Source organism: Agrobacterium tumefaciens (assembly GCF_013337285.1).
Classification (GTDB): domain Bacteria; phylum Pseudomonadota; class Alphaproteobacteria; order Rhizobiales; family Rhizobiaceae; genus Agrobacterium; species Agrobacterium burrii.
Window position 1 is genome coordinate 223,013 of sequence record NZ_SUPW01000005.1, and the last position, 17,003, is coordinate 240,015.

Here is a 17,003-nt window from a genome sequence, read left to right on the forward strand (position 1 = left end):
AATAAAAAACACCCGGAAGTTCGCTTCCGGGTGTTTTCGTTTGCAGAAAGAAAAAGGCTGCCGAAGCAGCCTTTCCAGAAAATCAGGACGCCGTGCGGTTCTGGCGGTTGGCGATGAGGTCTTCCACCACTGCCGGATCGGCAAGCGTCGACGTATCCCCCAGCGCACCAAAATCGTCCTCGGCGATCTTGCGCAGGATACGCCGCATGATCTTGCCGGAGCGCGTCTTGGGCAGGCCCGGCGCGAACTGGATCTTGTCCGGCGTCGCAACCGGCCCGATCTCGTTGCGGACGTGCTTCACCAACTCCTCGCGCAGCGCATAATCGCCATTCTGCCCCGCCATCAGCGTGACATAACAATAAATGCCCTGTCCCTTGATAGGGTGCGGATAACCGACCACGGCCGCTTCCGAAACGAGATGATGCGATACCAGCGCCGATTCCACTTCGGCAGTACCGAGACGATGGCCGGAGACGTTCAGCACGTCATCGACACGACCGGTGATCCAGTAATAACCGTCCTCATCGCGCCGGCAGCCATCGCCGGTGAAATACTTGCCCTTATAGGTCGAGAAATACGTATCGACAAAGCGCTGGTGATCGCCATAAACCGACCGCGACTGGCCCGGCCAGCTGTCGGTGATGCAGAGATTGCCGTCGGCCGGCCCTTCCAGCACATTGCCTTCAGCATCGACAAGCTGCGGCTGCACGCCGAAGAATGGCCGTGTCGCCGAACCCGGCTTCAGATCGGTCGCGCCTGGCAACGGCGATATCAGAATGCCACCGGTTTCCGTCTGCCACCAGGTATCGACAATGGGGCTCTTGTCCTCGCCGACCACATGGTAATACCATTCCCATGCTTCCGGATTGATCGGCTCGCCAACCGTGCCCAGAAGCCGGATGCTGGAGCGCGACGAACGCGTGACGAACTGGTCGCCAGCCCCCATCAGCGATCGAAGCGCTGTCGGCGCGGTGTAGAAGATATTGACCTTGTGCTTGTCGATGACTTCCCAGAAACGACCCTGATCCGGGAAGTTGGGAACGCCTTCGAACATCAACGTCGTCGCACAATTCGCAAGTGGCCCGTAGACGATGTAGGAATGGCCTGTGACCCAGCCGACATCGGCCGTACACCAGAAGACCTCGCCATCCTTGTAGTCGAACACATATTCATGCGTCATCGACGTATAGACGAGATAACCACCCGTCGTGTGCAGAACGCCCTTCGGCTTGCCGGTGGACCCTGATGTGTAGAGGATAAACAGCGGATCTTCCGCCCGCATCTTCGCCGGCGGGCAATCCGGTTTAACCGTGGCGATTTCCTGATGGTACCAGATATCGCGGCCGGGCGCCCAGCCGGTCTTGCCGCCGGTGCGGCGCACGACCAGAACCTTGTTGACGATGACATATTGCTTGGCGGCGATATCGATCGCCTTATCGGTATTTTCCTTGAGCGGGATCGGCTTGCCGCCGCGCACGCCTTCATCGCAGGTGATGACGAAGGTCGATTCGCAATCGACGATACGGCCCGCCAGCGCTTCCGGCGAGAAGCCGCCAAAGACGACGGAATGCACCGCACCGATACGCGCGCAGGCGAGCATGGCATAGGCCGCTTCTGGTATCATCGGCATGTAGATGGTGACGCGGTCGCCCTTCTTGACGCCGTGCTTCTTCAGCACATTCGCCAGACGGCAGACATAGTCATAAAGCTGGTTATAGGTGATCTTCTTGTCGATATAGGGATTGTCGCCTTCCCAGATGATCGCCGTGCGCTCGCCATGCGTCTTCAGATGCCGGTCGATACAGTTGTAGGAGACGTTGGTCAGGCCGTCCTCGAACCACTTGATCGGCACTCTTCCCTTAAAGGAAGTGTTCTTGACCTTGGTATAGGGCTTGAACCAGTCGATCCGCCGGCCGTGCTTGTCCCAGAACTTTTCCGGATCCTCGACGCTCTCCTGATACCATTTCTGGTAACGCTCATTATCGATGAGCGTGCGGGCTTTCGCCGATTTGAGCACCGGGTAGATTTTGGCAGACATGAACTCCTCCTGAAACCAAGTATGTCTTGTTTTAGCGCGCGCCCAGAGACTCCCACCTCGGGCATGTGGTGAATTCATAGCAGGTCAATGACTGACGGCAATTAGACAAAGGCATTTGTTTTGCAAAGAATTGCAATTATGATGCAATCCGGTTATAGAGCGCCAATATCCCGGAAATCAGTGGTTGATACCACGCCCGCGACCCCGGCGCGGACGGACAGAAGGACTGTATCTATGGCTCAACAATTGCTCATGCCAAAAGCTACGGCTGTATGGCTGGTTGACAACACCGCGCTGTCGTTCGATCAGATCGCCACGTTCTGCAAACTGCATCCGCTTGAAGTCAAGGCGATTGCCGATGGTGAAGCCGCGCAGGGCATCAAGGGTCTGGATCCGATCGCGACCGGACAGCTTTCCCGCGACGAGATCGCCCGTGCCGAAGGCAACCCCAACCACAAGCTCAAGCTTTCCGAGCCGAAGGTGCGCGTGCCGGAATCAAAGCGTCGCGGCCCGCGTTATACGCCGGTGTCCAAGCGTCAGGACCGTCCGAACGCCATTCTCTGGCTGGTTCGCAACCATCCGGAACTGAAGGATGCGCAGATTTCGCGCCTCGTCGGCACCACCAAATCCACCATCGAACAGATTCGCGACCGCACCCATTGGAATTCGGCCAACCTGACGCCGATGGACCCGGTAACGCTCGGCCTCTGCAGCCAGATCGATCTTGACCTTGAAGTCGAACGCGCATCGCGCGGCCGCCCGCTGCCAACAGCCGAAGAACTCGGCAACACGCTGCAGCCAGCAACGGCGACGGAAGGTCTGGATTACAATTTCCAGCGCGAGGAAGAACAGCAGATCGACGCCGACGCCGTCTTCAAGAAGCTTTCCTCGCTGAAGTCTGCACCGAAGGACGAAGACGAGGACGATCAATACTGATCGAAGTCTTTCCGACATTTGAAACCCGGCCGCAGTGCCGGGTTTTTTGTTTTAAGGATTTTACCGGGTGCCGAAGATCGCCGAGCCGACCCGGACGCTGGTGGCACCGAACTCTACGGCGGTTTCGAAATCGCCGGACATGCCCATGGAAAGCTTCTCAAGGCCACATTGCCTGGCAAGCTTCGCCAGAAGCGCAAAATGCGGCCCCGGATTTTCCTCCGCCGGCGGAATGCACATCAACCCCTCGACCGACAGTTTCAAGTCGTCCCGGCAAAAAGCTACGAAAGCGACCGTTTCACGCGGATCGATGCCGGCCTTCTGCGGTTCAAGGCCGGTGTTGACCTGTACATAAAACCGCAGGCTGCGGCCCTGTTTGGCGCATTCTTCGGAAAGCGCGCGGGCGATCTTTTCCCGGTCCACGCTCTCGACGACATCAAACAAAGCCACCGCATCCGCAGCCTTGTTGGATTGCAGCGGTCCGATCAGACGCAGTTCGATAGCGGGTGTCTTTTCTTTCAGGGCAGGCCACTTGCCCTGCGCCTCCTGCACACGGTTTTCACCAAACACGCGCTGCCCGGCATCGATGACGGGCTGGATCGCCTCCGCGTCGAATGTCTTCGAGACCGCGACGAGCGCAACATCCGTTGCCTTGCGGCCGGATTTTTCCGCAACATCCGCAATGCGCTGCCTGACATCCTCAAGACGTGCTTCGATTTCCATCACAAGACCTTTTTTAAACCGTTCGAACCGCTAACTAGACGCCGATTGCCTTGATGCCAAGCGGGTTTAGCACCATTTGAAGCACGCTGGCCAAGATTGAACGCCCGAACGCCCCGCCAAACTTGACGCCCCGGTCGTTTCATGGTGAAGGTCAGCGCAAATTTTTCCCCTCGATACCCGGAATTCTACACAATGGCCATCGAACGTTACAATCCTCGCGACGCCGAGCCGCGCTGGCAGCAGAAATGGAACGAAGACAACGTCTTCGTCACCGACAACAGCGACCCGCGCGAGAAATATTACGTTCTGGAGATGTTTCCGTATCCATCGGGACGCATCCACATGGGCCATGTCCGCAACTACGCCATGGGCGACGTCGTTGCGCGTTACAAGCGCGCGCGCGGCTTCAACGTTCTGCACCCGATGGGCTGGGACGCCTTCGGCATGCCTGCCGAAAACGCGGCAATGCAGAACAAGGTTCACCCCAAGGACTGGACTTACCAGAACATCGCCACCATGCGCGGCCAGCTGAAATCCATGGGCCTGTCCTTGGACTGGACCCGCGAATTCGCCACCTGCGATGTGGAATATTACCATCGCCAGCAGGCGCTGTTTATCGATTTCATGGAAAAGGGTCTGGTCTACCGCAAGCAGTCCAAGGTCAACTGGGATCCGGTCGACCACACGGTTCTGGCCAATGAGCAGGTGATCGACGGTCGCGGCTGGCGCTCCGGCGCGCTGGTCGAACAGCGTGAACTGACGCAATGGTTCTTCCGCATCACCGATTTCAGCCAGGACCTACTGGACGAGTTGGACGAACTGGATCAATGGCCGGAAAAAGTGCGCCTGATGCAGAAGAACTGGATCGGCCGTTCCGAAGGCCTGTCGCTGCGCTGGCAGACCGTCGCTGACACGGCGCCGCAAGGTTTTTCCGATATCACCGTCTATACAACGCGCCCCGACACCCTGTTCGGCGCCTCCTTCCTGGCGATCGCCGCTGACCATCCGCTGGCAAGGGAACTGTCGGCGAACAATTCTGATATTGCCGAGTTCTGCGACGAATGCCGCCGCCATGGCACCTCTTTGGCAGCGCTGGAAACCGCCGAAAAGAAGGGCATCGATACCGGCGTCAAGGTCGTGCACCCGCTGGACCCCAGCTGGGAACTGCCCGTCTATGTCGCAAACTTCGTATTGATGGATTACGGCACCGGCGCAATCTTCGGCTGCCCTTCGGGTGACCAGCGCGATCTGGATTTCGCCCGTAAATACGGCCTTCCGGTCGTGGCCGTCGTCGCACCCGAAGGTCCCGACGCCGCAAGCTTCACCGTTGAGGACACCGCCTTCACCGATGATGGCGTGATGATCAATTCTGGCTTCCTGAACGGCATGAAGACGGCTGACGCCTTCGAAGCCGTCGTGCAGAAGCTGTCCGCTGAGACTCTGGGGAATGCACCCCAGGCCGAGCGCAAGGTCAATTTCCGCCTGCGCGACTGGGGCATTTCCCGCCAGCGTTACTGGGGTTGCCCTATCCCGGTCATTCACTGCGAAGTCTGCGGCGTGGTGCCGGTTTCGAAAAAGGACCTGCCGGTCAAGCTGCCCGACGACGTGACTTTCGACGTGCCCGGCAACCCGCTGGATCGCCACCCCACATGGCGGCACGTTTCCTGCCCGCAATGCGGCCATGACGCGCGGCGCGAAACCGACACGATGGACACCTTCGTCGATTCCAGCTGGTATTACACCCGCTTTACAGCACCGTGGGAAGACCAGCCGACCGACCCCAAGGTCGCCAATCACTGGCTGCCGGTCGATCAATATATCGGCGGCATCGAGCACGCGATCCTGCATCTGCTCTATTCGCGTTTCTTCACCCGCGCCATGCGCGAAACCGGCCATGTCGGCGTCAAGGAGCCCTTCAAGGGCCTGTTCACGCAGGGTATGGTGGTTCACGAGACCTATAGCCACGGCGAAGGCATGAGCCGCGAATGGATAGCCCCCGCCGACCTGCGCATCGAAGAGACCGACGGCGCACGCCGGGCATTCCTGTTGTCTTCCGGCGCAGAAGTGAAGATCGGCTCCATCGAGAAGATGTCGAAGTCGAAGAAGAACGTGGTCGACCCTGACGATATCATCGCATCCTATGGGGCCGATACCGCACGTTTCTTCGTTCTGTCTGATTCGCCCCCTGATCGTGACGTCATCTGGTCCGAAGCGGGTGTGGAGGGCTCAAACCGCTTCGTCCAGCGCGTCTGGCGCATTGTCGGCGAAGTCGCGAGTGAGCTGAAGAGCGTCAAGCCGAAGCCGGCGGCCGAGGGCGAAGGGCTGGTAGCCTCCAAGGCGGCACACAAGACGCTGAAGGCCGTTCAGGACGATCTGGACAAGCTCGCCTTCAACAAGGCGATCGCCCGCATCTATGAGCTGGTCAACGCGCTCGCCGGGCCACTTGCGGACGTCGCAGCAGGCGGAAAGTCTGACGACGTCAGGGCAGCTGCTCGCGATGCCGTCGAAATCCTCATCCGCATCATCGCCCCCATGACGCCGCATCTGGCGGAAGAATGCTGGTCGGCGCTGGGTAATGAGGGTCTCGTTGCACAGACACCGTGGCCGGTCTTCGTCGCCTCGCTGGTTGAGGAAAACGACGTGGTCATGCCCGTGCAGGTCAACGGCAAGAAGCGCGGCGAATTGACAATCGCGCGCGATGCGGATCAAGATGCGGTCCGTGCGGCTGCCCTTGCTCTGGATGCCGTCAAATCTATTCTTGCCGGTGGCGAGCCCAAGAAAGTCATCGTGGTTCCGCAGAGGATTGTGAACATTGTTGTCTGACGTTTTTTCGAGATGGAGCCGCGTCGCGGCAGCAATTTCCGTCGTGATGATGGCCGGTCTTCTGGCGGGCTGCCAGGTGCGCCCGCTTTATGGCGAGGCTTCCGGAACCAAGGAGAGGCTGGCGGCTGTCAGCGTCTCCGAAGTCGGTGGCAGGGTTGGGCAGGAAGTCCGCAACCAGCTGATCTTCCTGATGGCTGGCGGCGCGGGTGAACCGGCCACGGCCCAGTATAATGTCAAGATTTCCGTAAGCTCGAGCGCCACCTCCACGGAAGTCGAGAATTACGACCTGACGACCCGCACCAACAACAACTATGACGGCCCTTATCCCGGCCGCGTGGTGATGAGCGGTCAATATGTCCTGACGCGTATTTCCGACGGCCAGATCCTGCGCTCCGCACGCCGCAGCGTGACGGCGCAGGTGGACCTGCCGCAGCAGGAATTCGCCAAGATCAGGGCAACCCGCGACGCCGAAAACCGTGCGGCCCGGGAACTGGCTGAAATCATCCGCACTGATATCGCCGCCACCCTCGGCCGCTGAGAGCCAAGGCCGTGGCGGAGATAAAATCGCATGAATTTGAGCGCTTCGCCGAAAATCCGGCGGAGCGCTTTCGCGTTTTCGTGCTCTATGGTCCGGACCGCGGCCTTGTGTCGGAACGGGCAACCCTCATCGCCAAAAAGACTGGCATCGACCCGGATGACGCTTTCGCATCTTTGAAGCTGACCGCATCCGATCTGCAGGGCGATCCCGGTCGCCTTCTCGACGAGGTGAACGCCATCGGCCTTTTCGGCGGCGAAAAACTCGTCTGGATCAAAAGTGCGGCGGCGGAAAAGGCACTGGTGGACGCGCTCCAGATTCTGGCCGAGACACCGCCAGAGGCGAGCTTCCTGATTATAGAGGCTGGCGACATCAAGAAGGGCACGGGGCTGCGCAAGATCGCGGAACCCGCGCGCTCCATCGCCGCGATCCCCTGTTATGCGGACGATGCGCGATCTTTGAACGCATTGATCGATCAGGAGCTTTCCAACGACAATCTGCGCATCGCGCCCGCCGCACGACAAAGGCTGATCGAATCCCTGGGTGGCGATCGCATCGCATCGCGCAACGAAATCCGCAAGCTGGCACTTTATTGCCGTGGCGCGGAAGTGATTGAAGAAGAAGACGTGCTGGCCATCATCGGCGATGCCAGTACGGTTTCCGCTGACGATGCCGTTGACGCCATCCTGAAAGGCGACAGAAACGCCTTTTTCCACGCCACCCAGAAGATCGTCTCGTCGAAGACGCCGATCTTCCTCGTGCTTCAGGGATGCCTCAAGCAATTCCAGCTGCTCGACCAGATGCGCGCCGAGATGGACGAGAAAAAGCAGCAGGCCGGTCAGGTCATGCAGACACTCGGACGCCATATCCATTTTCGCCGAAAGCCGATCATCGAAAGGGCGCTGCGGACGTGGCAGCCGGCTGCGATCGCCCGCGAGATGAACCGCCTGCAAGCAGCCATATTGCAAAGTCGCCAGCGGCAAAGCCTGGAAGACAGCGTGGCTCTTTTGACGTTGCTATCGACCACCCTGCAATCCGGCCGCGGCGGATGACCTGCTGAAATTCAGCAAAAAGCCCTCGCGCCTGTGCTGCGAGGGCTTTAAAAATGACGGCGCAAAAGACGCGCATCGTCGAAAAATCAGTCGCCCTGACCGGGCTCGGCGGAAAAATAAAGCTCCAGCTTGCCCTCAACGCCATCCATTTCCTTGGCCTCGGGCATGGGATCACGCTTGATGGTGATATTCGGCCAGATCGCCGCATATTCCGTATTGAGCTTCAGCCACTTGTCGAGACCCGGCTCCGTATCGGGCTTGATCGCCTCGGCGGGACATTCCGGTTCGCACACACCGCAATCGATACATTCGTCGGGGTTGATCGCGAGAAAATTTTCACCCTCGTAGAAGCAGTCAACGGGGCAGACTTCAACGCAATCGGTATATTTGCAGCGAATGCAGTTGTCGGTCACGACATATGTCATGATGAACTCCAGAATATGCAGACCGGGTCTTTGAGCTTCGGAACACAAGCCGACGCCCGGAATTCAGACAGGGCAATTTCGCAAAGGAGGTAATGCCTTTGACTTCAGATAGCAAGGATAAACAATTCTGAAAACGGGGCCGACCTGGAGGTTTATTCTAATCTTTGCTTCCGTCACTATCCGACAAAAACCTGTCGAGCGCCCGACGCTCTTTTTTTGTCGGACGGCCGCTGCCCGGCTCGCGCATCGCCTGCTCCAGCGGGCTCAACCTGTCGGAAGGCTCCCGTGGCGGCGTCAGATCGTCGTAGAGAAGTCTGGCTTCCTCGTAGGGTCCGCGTCGCTCCCCTCCGGATTTGATGACAAGCACCTTGTCCATCCGCTCGAAACCGATATCTAGCCGGTCAGCGGCCTTCACCAGATGGCTGGGCTGGCGGATAGTGACACCGTTGACCTTGACCTTGCCCGACTGAATATAGCTTTGAGCAAGCGAGCGGGATTTGGCCATGCGGGCAAAGAACAGCCACTTGTCCAGACGCTGACGCGTGCTCTCCAGTGGCTGTTCGTTGCTCCCCATGGGCTTATTTCTTCAACTGCTCCTTGAGAGCAGCGAGCTTTGCGAAAGGCGAATCCGGATCGATCGGCTTCTCCTTGCGTGGCGGCTTGGCTTCGAAACGCTGCTGACCCTGCGGCTTTCCGCCACGGTCATTACGGTCCGGCCTGTCCTTGCGCTCACCACGGTCTTGACGATCGTTGCGATTGCCACGGTCAGGACGTCCGCCATCACGCTTGCGCTCGCCCTCGCCACCACGATTGGCAGCTTCGCGATTTGCGCCGTCACGGTTGTCACGACGGCCTTCGCCGCGACGTTCGCCCTGCTCACGGGGAGCCTGTTCACGGTTTTGACCGCGATTGCCGGGACGACGGTTTTCGCTGCGCTGATTTTCGTTGCGGCCACCCGGACGCCACAAAAGAACAGGCTTCGGCTCTGCAGCCTCCGTGCTTTCTGCGGACACGGCCTCGCTTGCACCAGCCTCTTCGGCAACGGCTTCCGCGACAGGCGTCTCCGCAGCGGTTTCGCTGACGGCTTCCACAACCGACGTCTCATCAACAGCTTCGCTCTCCGCGACAGCCGCCGTCTCTGACGCCTGCTCTTCGGCGGCCGGCTCATCCTGCTCGGTCTCGGCGCTTTCCTCTTCCGCCACCGTCTCAGCGGCGGCCGGAGCGGCAGCACCGGTCTGGCTGGCGAGGAAGACCTGCGCCTCCTCCGCTGTCACCTGATCGGCGCGGTAACCAAGACCCTTGAGAATCTCTTCCATATCGTCGAGCGTCGCGCCGAGAATGGAAAGCATCGCAGTCGTCGTCGTGAAACGGCGGCCGTCATAGGCACCTTCCGGACGCGGCTGCTGGCCGGGCTTCCACTGCAACAGCGGACGGATGAGATCGGCCAGGCGCTCGAGAATGTCGATACGCACGGCGCGCTTTCCGAGGAAGCGGAAACCGGCAAGCTTGTAGAACATCCGCTCGAATGCGGGGTCCGTCACCACCGAGGTACGGCCGGCGGCCAGAACCGGAATGAGATCGCCATAACCCGGCTTGCCGAGGCCGTCATTCTTCAGCGCCCAGAGCAGCGTGACAAGCTCCGCCGGAGCGGGCTTGAGAAGCGCAGGCAGGAAAACATGATAGGCGCCGAAACGCACACCGTAACGGCGCATGGAGGCACGCGCATCCTGATCCAGCGACTTCACATCTTCGGTGACGTCGCGGCGGAACAGAACGCCAAGATTTTCCACCAGCTGGAACGCCAGCCCCTTCGCCAGACCCTGAAGGTCTTCGGCACGCGAAATATCGTCCAGCGGCTTCAGCACGGTCGCAATCTGGTGATTGACGAAACGTTCGACACGCGCCAGCGCATGATCACGGGCATTGCCGCTCAACTGCTCGTCGGCGACGAGGATCACCCGCGGCTTCATAATGTTATCACCTGCCGAAAGGCGGGCCACCGGTTCGCCCAACCAGCGAACCAAACCATCGGAGCTCAAAGCGAGATCGCCGTTTCCACTGGCATGCAGACGCGCTGCGCGCGCCTCGTATTCGAGAGCGAGCGCCTTCTGGGCCGCACCTTGAACGGCCTTCTGATCCGGCCCTTCCATTCCCGGCACCGGCGTGAACCGGAACCCGGCCAATTGGCCGACGTGATGTCCTTCTACGAAGACATCACCATTTACACTGATTTCAGCTTCAAGCATCGCATTCTCTCTCAGGCGCCTCATGAGCACAGATGTCCTGCGATCAACAAAGCGTTTCGTCAACCTTTCATGTAGAGCATCGGACAATCGATCTTCGATTTCCCGCGTCTTTTCTTGCCAGTGTGTCGGATCGGCAAGCCATCCTGGGCGGTTCGATACATAAGTCCATGTTCTGATCTGCGCAATCCTTGCAGACAAGGTATCGATTTCTCCATCGGTACGATCGGCGCGGCGCACCTGTTCGCTTAAGAAATCTTCGTTCACCGTGCCACGTTTTACCAGATCGAAATAGAGCGTCGAGATCAGATCCGCATGCTGGGCGGGTGCGATGCGGCGATAGTCCGGAAGTGCACAAGCCTCCCAGAGTTTTTCCACCCGCGCATCGGTCGTCGTCACGTCGTTGATCTCAGGATAACGTGACAAATATTCGAGCGCCTGCTGGTCGATTGCCGGCAAGGCGCGGGAAAGACCCTGGATCGCAGGCGCGGCATCCAGACTGAGACGCAGATTGGCAATGGAGGAAAAATCGAAATTTTTCGTCCGCCACTGCAGCACCTTCACCGCATCGAACTGATGGGTTTCGATGCGTTCCACCAACTCATCATCGAACGGATCGACACGGCCGGTTACCCCAAAGGTGCCATCGCGAAGATGGCGGCCGGCGCGGCCGGCGATCTGGCCGATCTCACCTGGATTGAGATTGCGGAACTGGTAACCGTCGAACTTGCGGTCCTGCGCAAACGCGACATGATCGACATCGAGGTTGAGGCCCATGCCGATAGCGTCCGTCGCCACGAGATATTCGACATCGCCAGACTGGTAGAGCCCAACCTGGGCATTGCGCGTGCGCGGCGAGAGCGCGCCCATCACCACGGCCGCGCCACCGCGCTGGCGGCGAACGAGTTCCGCGATGGCATAGACCTCTTCTGCCGAAAACGCGACGATCGCCGTGCGTTGCGGCAGGCGGGTGATTTTCTTCTGGCCCGCATAAAAAAGCTGCGACAGGCGCGGCCGCTCCACCACCGTAATGCCCGGCAACAGCTTTTGCAGGATCGGGCGCATCGTGCCGGCACCCAGAAGCAGCGTTTCCTCCCGCCCGCGTAAATGCAGCACGCGGTCGGTGAAGATATGGCCGCGCTCCAGATCGCCGGCCAACTGCACCTCGTCGATCGCGACGAAAGCGGCCGTCGTCTCGCGCGGCATGGCTTCCACCGTGCAGACGGAATATTTGGCTTTGGGCGGAGATATTTTTTCTTCGCCGGTGATCAGCGCCACATTCGGCGCCCCCACCTTTTCCACGAGACGAGTATAAACCTCCCGCGCCAGAAGACGCAGCGGCAGGCCGATGACACCGCTGCCATGGGCAACCATCCGCTCGATCGCGTAATGGGTCTTGCCGGTATTGGTGGGGCCGAGAACGGCCGTGACACCGCGGCCGCTCAGGATCATGGGGCGAAAATTCAACGTACTATCCGCGAATCGACTTCATCTGCTTGGCCGCGCCGCCCGCCGTCGCTAAGGCGGGCCGCACGCACCACACATGGCAATGCCCGTCGGCAAAGGCAATAGGCCCTGCCCGCAAAGTGGCGCGTGGCGCTCTCTTCACGTAATTTTCCATTCAGATTCAGCCAGTTAAAGGAACAAAAAGAATCCGGCAAAAAACAGAGTCGATTGAGGTTTGGAACAGTTTGCGAACGAATCGAATACGAATCGCTGACTCAGCGGGATTCAGCTTTTGTTCTCCGCAACATCTGGTTGGCGAAGACACAGCTCATACCAGATTATGAATCCGGATAAGTCCTTGGCCGGATTCAGCTTTATGGCGAAGCCTTCCGGCAGAAAATACCGGAATCGGCTGTCAAGCGACAATCATAGGAAAGCCGGTCCGGAACACGCGGAAAAGGCCGGATCAGAGCGCCTCGCCAGTGAGCAGGCGTGGCGCATTCGCATCCGTCGTACCGGCGGCCTGGCCGATGAAATAGGATTTCAGACCCGGCAAACGATCGACCACACCCAGACCGAAATCGCGCATGATGCGGATGGGACCGACATCATTGGAGAAAAGCCGGTTCAGCACATCCGTCGTCACGCCCATCCGCAAGGTGTCGAAACGCCGCCAGGACTGGTAACGCTCGAGAACATTGAGAGAGCCGATATCGAGGCCAAGCCGGTCGGCCTCGACCACGGTTTCGGCCAGCGCCGCAACGTCCTTGAAGCCGAGGTTGAGGCCCTGGCCGGAGATCGGATGAATTCCGTGCGCAGCATCGCCGGCAAGTGCCACACGCGGCGCAACGAAGGAGCGTGCCAGTGTCAGGCCAAGCGGAAAGGCGCGGCGGGGACCGACGGGACGGACATGGCCGAGCTTGTGGCCAAACCGGCGCTCCAGCTCCTCCTCGAACACCAGATCATCGGCGGCCACCAGCCTGTCGGCATCCGCCTTGCGTTCTGTCCAGACGAGCGAGGAACGATTTCCCTTCAGCGGCAGGATGGCGAAGGGACCGGACGGCAGGAAATGTTCCTCCGCGCAGCCCTCATGCGACCGCTCATGTTCGACGGTAGTGACAATACCGGCCTGATCATAGTCCCATTGCACAGTCTTGATACCGGCCATATCTCTCAGCGCTGAGCGAACCCCGTCGCAGGCAATCAACAATCGCGCGTCTAGCGATGAGCCGTCGGAAAGGCTGATCGCCGTCGATTGCGCACCTGCGGTAAAGCCGGAAACACTGAGGCCGTGGCGAATTTCGATGCCAAGACGCTCGCAAAGCCCCCTGAGCGCCCCGACCATCGCGACGTTCGGAACCATATGGGCAAACGGCCTACCCTCTTCCACTGCTCCATCGAAGGTCAGAAACACCGGACGAACAGGATCGGCGGTCTTCGAATCGGTGACGATCATCCTGTTGATCGGCTGGGCCTCAGGTTCGATCTCGTTCCATATGCCGAAAACATCGAGCATGCGTGTGGCCGCCGCGATAATCGCGGAGGCGCGGACATCCTTCTTCCAGACATCCTCCGGAACAGCCTCGACCACCTGCACATTGAGGTGTGGGGCCGCCTGCTTGATTGCGACAGCAACCGAAAGGCCGACATATCCGCCGCCTGCCACCACCACGTCCAGCATCGCGCTTCTCCTCAAATCTTGTGCACCCATCATCGGCGCACTATAGACCATATGACATCTTCCTACAGCCGGAGCAGGTCGAAAAAATGTCGCATCCCTCGCAAACGTCCGACCCGATGGCCAACCTCATCGCCACACTCGACCTCGAGAAGCTGGAAGAGAACCTGTTCCGGGGCGAAAGCCCGCAAATCGGCTGGCAGCGGGTTTTCGGCGGCCAGGTCATCGCGCAGGCCCTGATTGCGGCGCAAAGAACGGTGGATGATAACCGCCAAGTGCATTCGCTGCATTCCTATTTCATGCGCCCCGGCGATCCGCTGGTGCCTATCGTCTACCAGGTGGAGCGCATTCGCGACGGCGCGAGCTTCTGTACCCGCCGCGTGGTCGCCATCCAGCATGGCAAGGCGATTTTCTCCATGTCGGCGTCGTTTCAGATCTTCGAGGACGGTTTTAATCATCAGATAAAAATGCCTGATGTGACGCCGCCCGAAAAACTGATGAGTGAAGAACAGATGCAGGCAGCCTTTCTGGCCAAGGCGCCGGCTTCGATCCGGAACTACTGGAGCAACAAGCGACCGATCGAGATACGTCCGGTTTCACTGACCCATTATATCTCGAAGGAAAAGCTGGAACCGCAGCAGGACATCTGGGTGCGCGCCGTTGGCGATGTGCCTGATAACCCGCGCCTGCAATCGGCCATTCTCGCCTATCTCTCCGATATGACCCTGCTCGACACCTCGCTCTATGCCCACGGCACGACGATTTTCGATCCTTCCATTCAGGTGGCAAGCCTCGATCATGCCATGTGGTTCCACCGCCCCTGCCGACTGGACGACTGGCTGCTCTACACGCAGGACAGCCCAAGCGCCTCAGGCGCCCGCGGCCTGACCCGTGGCAATATTTTCACCAGACAGGGTGAACTGGTCGCCTCCGTGGCGCAGGAAGGTCTGATCCGCAAAAGGGCAATTGATTAAATAATGCGCTTTTTTCAAAAACCGCACATTTAATAGACGAAAATTACGCGACTTCCTGCCCGTTTTTCAGACGTCCGTCATATAAATTTTATATTTCAATAAGTTAGACACGCCATCCAAAACTGGCACGCCCTTTGAATGTATGTCCGCAGTCGCTGTTACTGATCTGCCAGCGGCAAGGAGAGTCGGCTCCGTGCCGAGGACAAACAAAGGATGGGAAACCAGATGAAAATTGTGATGGCCATTATCAAGCCGTTCAAGCTGGATGAGGTGCGCGAAGCGCTCACCGGCGTCGGCATCCAGGGCCTGACCGTGACCGAAGTGAAGGGTTACGGACGCCAGAAGGGGCATACCGAAATTTATCGCGGCACGGAATATGCGGTGAGCTTCCTTCCCAAGCTGAAGATCGAGATCGCGGTCGCATCCGACGTTGTCGACAAGGCTGTCGAGGCGATCGCATCCGCGGCAAAGACCGGGCAGATCGGTGACGGCAAGATCTTTGTCTACTCTATCGAACAGGCCGTGCGCATTCGTACCGGCGAAACCAACACAGAAGCGCTTTGAAGCACGGCTGACAGGGGAGTTTTCTCGCTATGCAATTCAACAAGTTTTCAACACTCGGCAAGCTGGGCGCCGGTGCGGCAGCCCTGATGGCCCCGGCCATCGCCTTTGCCCAGGATGCCGCGCCGGCAGTGGCAGCAGCAGCGCCCGTTCCGGATAAAGCCGACACCGCTTTCATGTATGTCGCGACAATCCTCGTGCTGTTCATGATCATTCCCGGTCTGGCGCTGTTTTACGGCGGCCTCGTCCGCACCAAGAACATGCTCTCCGTTCTCATGCAGTGCACGGTCGTCGGCGCGGTCATGATGCTCGTCTGGGTGATCTACGGATACTCCTTCGCCTTCGGCGGCGGCACCGGTCCCTATTTCGGCGGCTTCGGCAAGCTGTTCCTGTCGGGCGTTTCGCTTGACAGCACGTCGGCAACCTTCTCCGAAGGCGTGGTGATCTACGAATACACCTTCATCGCCTTCCAGATGACCTTTGCGGCCATCACGCCGGCCCTGATCGTCGGTGCTTTCGCCGAACGCGTGAAGTTCTCTGCCGTCATCCTCTTCACCATCCTGTGGGCCACTTTCGTCTACTTCCCGATTGCACACATGGTCTGGGATGCGAACGGCCTGATCTTCGGCATGGGCGCTCTCGACTTCGCCGGCGGTACGGTCGTTCACATCAATGCCGGTGTGGCAGGCCTGATCGGCGCGATCATGGTCGGGAAGCGTACCGGCTTCGGCAAGGACATGATGGCACCCCACTCCATGACGCTGACGCTGGTTGGCGCAGCCATGCTGTGGTTCGGCTGGTTCGGCTTCAACGCCGGCTCAAACCTCGAAGCATCCGGTGGTGCGGTTCTTGCAACCATGAACACCTTCCTCGCAACGGCCGCCGCCATCGTTTCCTGGTCGCTGGTTGAAAGCTTCACCCGCGGCAAGGCCTCCATGCTGGGCGCTGCCTCGGGCATGATTGCCGGCCTCGTTGCCGTCACGCCTGCCGCCGGCTCCGTTGGCCCGATGGGTGCGATCGTTCTCGGCCTCATCGTCTCGCCGATCTGCTACTTCTTCGTCTCCGTGGTGAAGAACAAGTTCGGTTATGACGACACGGCCGACGTCTTCGGCGTTCACGGTATCGGTGGCATCATCGGCGCTCTCGGCACCGGCATCTTCACGTCGCCGCTGCTCGGCGGCACCGGCAAGGCTGATTTCTCGATTACCTCGCAGCTCTGGACGCAGTTCGTCGCCGTCGCCATCACCATCGTCTGGTGTGCGGTCGTCTCGGTGATCCTCTACAAGATCGTTGACGTGATCGTCGGTCTGCGGGTTCCGGTGGAAGCGGAACGTGAAGGTCTCGACCTCGCAACCCACGGCGAAGCCGCTTACCACTCGTAATCTAGGGACAAGGGGTTCTCCATCCCCTTTCCCAAAAGAAAGGCCCGTTTCGACGGGCCTTTTTCTTTGCCGCAAATCTGCTGAAAACAGCAAAAAACTGCATGGTTAACACGACATTAACCAGCAAGCGGTTAGTTTTCCCTGTCAATCCGGGATCAGGTCAACGGCCGGATCTTGCCGAAACCACAAA

At 59.3% G+C, this 17,003-nt stretch carries 13 protein-coding genes; 7 read left to right on the plus strand and 6 right to left on the minus strand.

Annotation, left to right across the window (positions count from 1 at the left end; genetic code table 11):
* Window positions 1-82: 82 nt before the first annotated feature.
* Window positions 83-2,038 (minus strand): acetate--CoA ligase, encoded by a 1,956-nt coding sequence (gene acs, locus FCH38_RS15680; protein WP_111807162.1) that lies wholly within the window; start codon window positions 2,036-2,038, stop codon window positions 83-85.
* A 234-nt stretch (window positions 2,039-2,272) separates the two neighbouring features.
* Between acs and FCH38_RS15685 the strand changes: the two genes are divergently transcribed.
* Window positions 2,273-2,974, plus strand: a complete 702-nt coding sequence (locus FCH38_RS15685; RefSeq protein WP_174374312.1) for a DUF1013 domain-containing protein — start codon at window positions 2,273-2,275, stop codon at window positions 2,972-2,974.
* A 60-nt stretch (window positions 2,975-3,034) separates the two neighbouring features.
* Here FCH38_RS15685 and FCH38_RS15690 read toward each other — a convergent pair whose 3' ends face one another.
* Window positions 3,035-3,694, minus strand: a complete 660-nt coding sequence (locus FCH38_RS15690; RefSeq protein ID WP_174374313.1) for a YggS family pyridoxal phosphate-dependent enzyme — start codon at window positions 3,692-3,694, stop codon at window positions 3,035-3,037.
* 192 nt (window positions 3,695-3,886) lie between these two features.
* On the opposite strand from FCH38_RS15690, the gene leuS reads away from it, so the two are divergent.
* The 3 genes from leuS to holA are packed head-to-tail and all read left to right on the plus strand — an operon-like array spanning window position 3,887 to window position 8,104.
* Complete coding sequence (gene leuS, locus FCH38_RS15695; protein ID WP_174374314.1) at window positions 3,887-6,517, plus strand: leucine--tRNA ligase; 2,631 nt, start codon at window positions 3,887-3,889, stop codon at window positions 6,515-6,517.
* Window positions 6,510-7,055, plus strand: a complete 546-nt coding sequence (gene lptE, locus FCH38_RS15700; protein WP_052818700.1) for an LPS assembly lipoprotein LptE — start codon at window positions 6,510-6,512, stop codon at window positions 7,053-7,055. Before leuS ends, lptE begins: the two co-directional genes overlap by 8 nt.
* Before the next feature lie 11 nt (window positions 7,056-7,066).
* Window positions 7,067-8,104 carry a DNA polymerase III subunit delta gene (gene holA / locus FCH38_RS15705; RefSeq protein ID WP_149900422.1) on the plus strand — a complete coding sequence of 346 codons (1,038 nt, stop codon included), beginning with the start codon at window positions 7,067-7,069 and terminating at the stop codon, window positions 8,102-8,104.
* 86 nt (window positions 8,105-8,190) lie between these two features.
* On the opposite strand, the gene fdxA is transcribed toward holA, so the two are convergent.
* The 4 genes from fdxA to FCH38_RS15725 form a co-directional block, all read right to left on the minus strand.
* Entirely contained in the window at window positions 8,191-8,529 is a 339-nt protein-coding gene (gene fdxA / locus FCH38_RS15710) for a ferredoxin FdxA (RefSeq protein WP_149900421.1), read from the minus strand.
* 157 nt (window positions 8,530-8,686) lie between these two features.
* Window positions 8,687-9,103, minus strand: a complete 417-nt coding sequence (locus tag FCH38_RS15715) for an RNA-binding S4 domain-containing protein (protein WP_149900420.1) — start codon at window positions 9,101-9,103, stop codon at window positions 8,687-8,689.
* 4 nt (window positions 9,104-9,107) lie between these two features.
* Complete coding sequence (locus tag FCH38_RS15720) at window positions 9,108-12,224, minus strand: helicase-related protein (protein ID WP_174374315.1); 3,117 nt, start codon at window positions 12,222-12,224, stop codon at window positions 9,108-9,110.
* Window positions 12,225-12,684: 460 nt separating this feature from the next.
* Entirely contained in the window at window positions 12,685-13,929 is a 1,245-nt protein-coding gene (locus FCH38_RS15725; protein WP_174374385.1) for a ubiquinone biosynthesis hydroxylase, read from the minus strand.
* A gap of 56 nt (window positions 13,930-13,985) precedes the next feature.
* On the opposite strand from FCH38_RS15725, the gene tesB reads away from it, so the two are divergent.
* From tesB to FCH38_RS15740, 3 genes are all read left to right on the plus strand, one after another.
* Entirely contained in the window at window positions 13,986-14,870 is an 885-nt protein-coding gene (tesB, locus tag FCH38_RS15730) for an acyl-CoA thioesterase II (protein WP_046799637.1), read from the plus strand.
* Window positions 14,871-15,083: 213 nt separating this feature from the next.
* Window positions 15,084-15,434, plus strand: a complete 351-nt coding sequence (locus FCH38_RS15735; RefSeq protein ID WP_019565993.1) for a P-II family nitrogen regulator — start codon at window positions 15,084-15,086, stop codon at window positions 15,432-15,434.
* 29 nt (window positions 15,435-15,463) lie between these two features.
* Window positions 15,464-16,813, plus strand: a complete 1,350-nt coding sequence (locus tag FCH38_RS15740; RefSeq protein ID WP_149900417.1) for an ammonium transporter — start codon at window positions 15,464-15,466, stop codon at window positions 16,811-16,813.
* Window positions 16,814-17,003 lie beyond the last annotated feature (190 nt).

Excerpts from the sequence above, each read along its gene's own strand:
- acs (WP_111807162.1), bottom strand. The coding sequence starts at position 2,038 with ATGTCTGCCAAAATCTACCCGGTGCTCAAATCGGCGAAAGCCCGCACG.
- FCH38_RS15685 (WP_174374312.1), top strand. The coding sequence starts at position 2,273 with ATGGCTCAACAATTGCTCATGCCAAAAGCTACGGCTGTATGGCTGGTT.
- FCH38_RS15690 (WP_174374313.1), bottom strand. The coding sequence starts at position 3,694 with ATGGAAATCGAAGCACGTCTTGAGGATGTCAGGCAGCGCATTGCGGAT.
- leuS (WP_174374314.1), top strand. The coding sequence starts at position 3,887 with ATGGCCATCGAACGTTACAATCCTCGCGACGCCGAGCCGCGCTGGCAG.
- fdxA (WP_149900421.1), bottom strand. The coding sequence starts at position 8,529 with ATGACATATGTCGTGACCGACAACTGCATTCGCTGCAAATATACCGAT.
- FCH38_RS15715 (WP_149900420.1), bottom strand. The coding sequence starts at position 9,103 with ATGGGGAGCAACGAACAGCCACTGGAGAGCACGCGTCAGCGTCTGGAC.
- FCH38_RS15720 (WP_174374315.1), bottom strand. The coding sequence starts at position 12,224 with ATGATCCTGAGCGGCCGCGGTGTCACGGCCGTTCTCGGCCCCACCAAT.
- FCH38_RS15725 (WP_174374385.1), bottom strand. The coding sequence starts at position 13,929 with ATGGGTGCACAAGATTTGAGGAGAAGCGCGATGCTGGACGTGGTGGTG.
- tesB (WP_046799637.1), top strand. The coding sequence starts at position 13,986 with ATGTCGCATCCCTCGCAAACGTCCGACCCGATGGCCAACCTCATCGCC.
- FCH38_RS15735 (WP_019565993.1), top strand. The coding sequence starts at position 15,084 with ATGGGAAACCAGATGAAAATTGTGATGGCCATTATCAAGCCGTTCAAG.
- FCH38_RS15740 (WP_149900417.1), top strand. The coding sequence starts at position 15,464 with ATGCAATTCAACAAGTTTTCAACACTCGGCAAGCTGGGCGCCGGTGCG.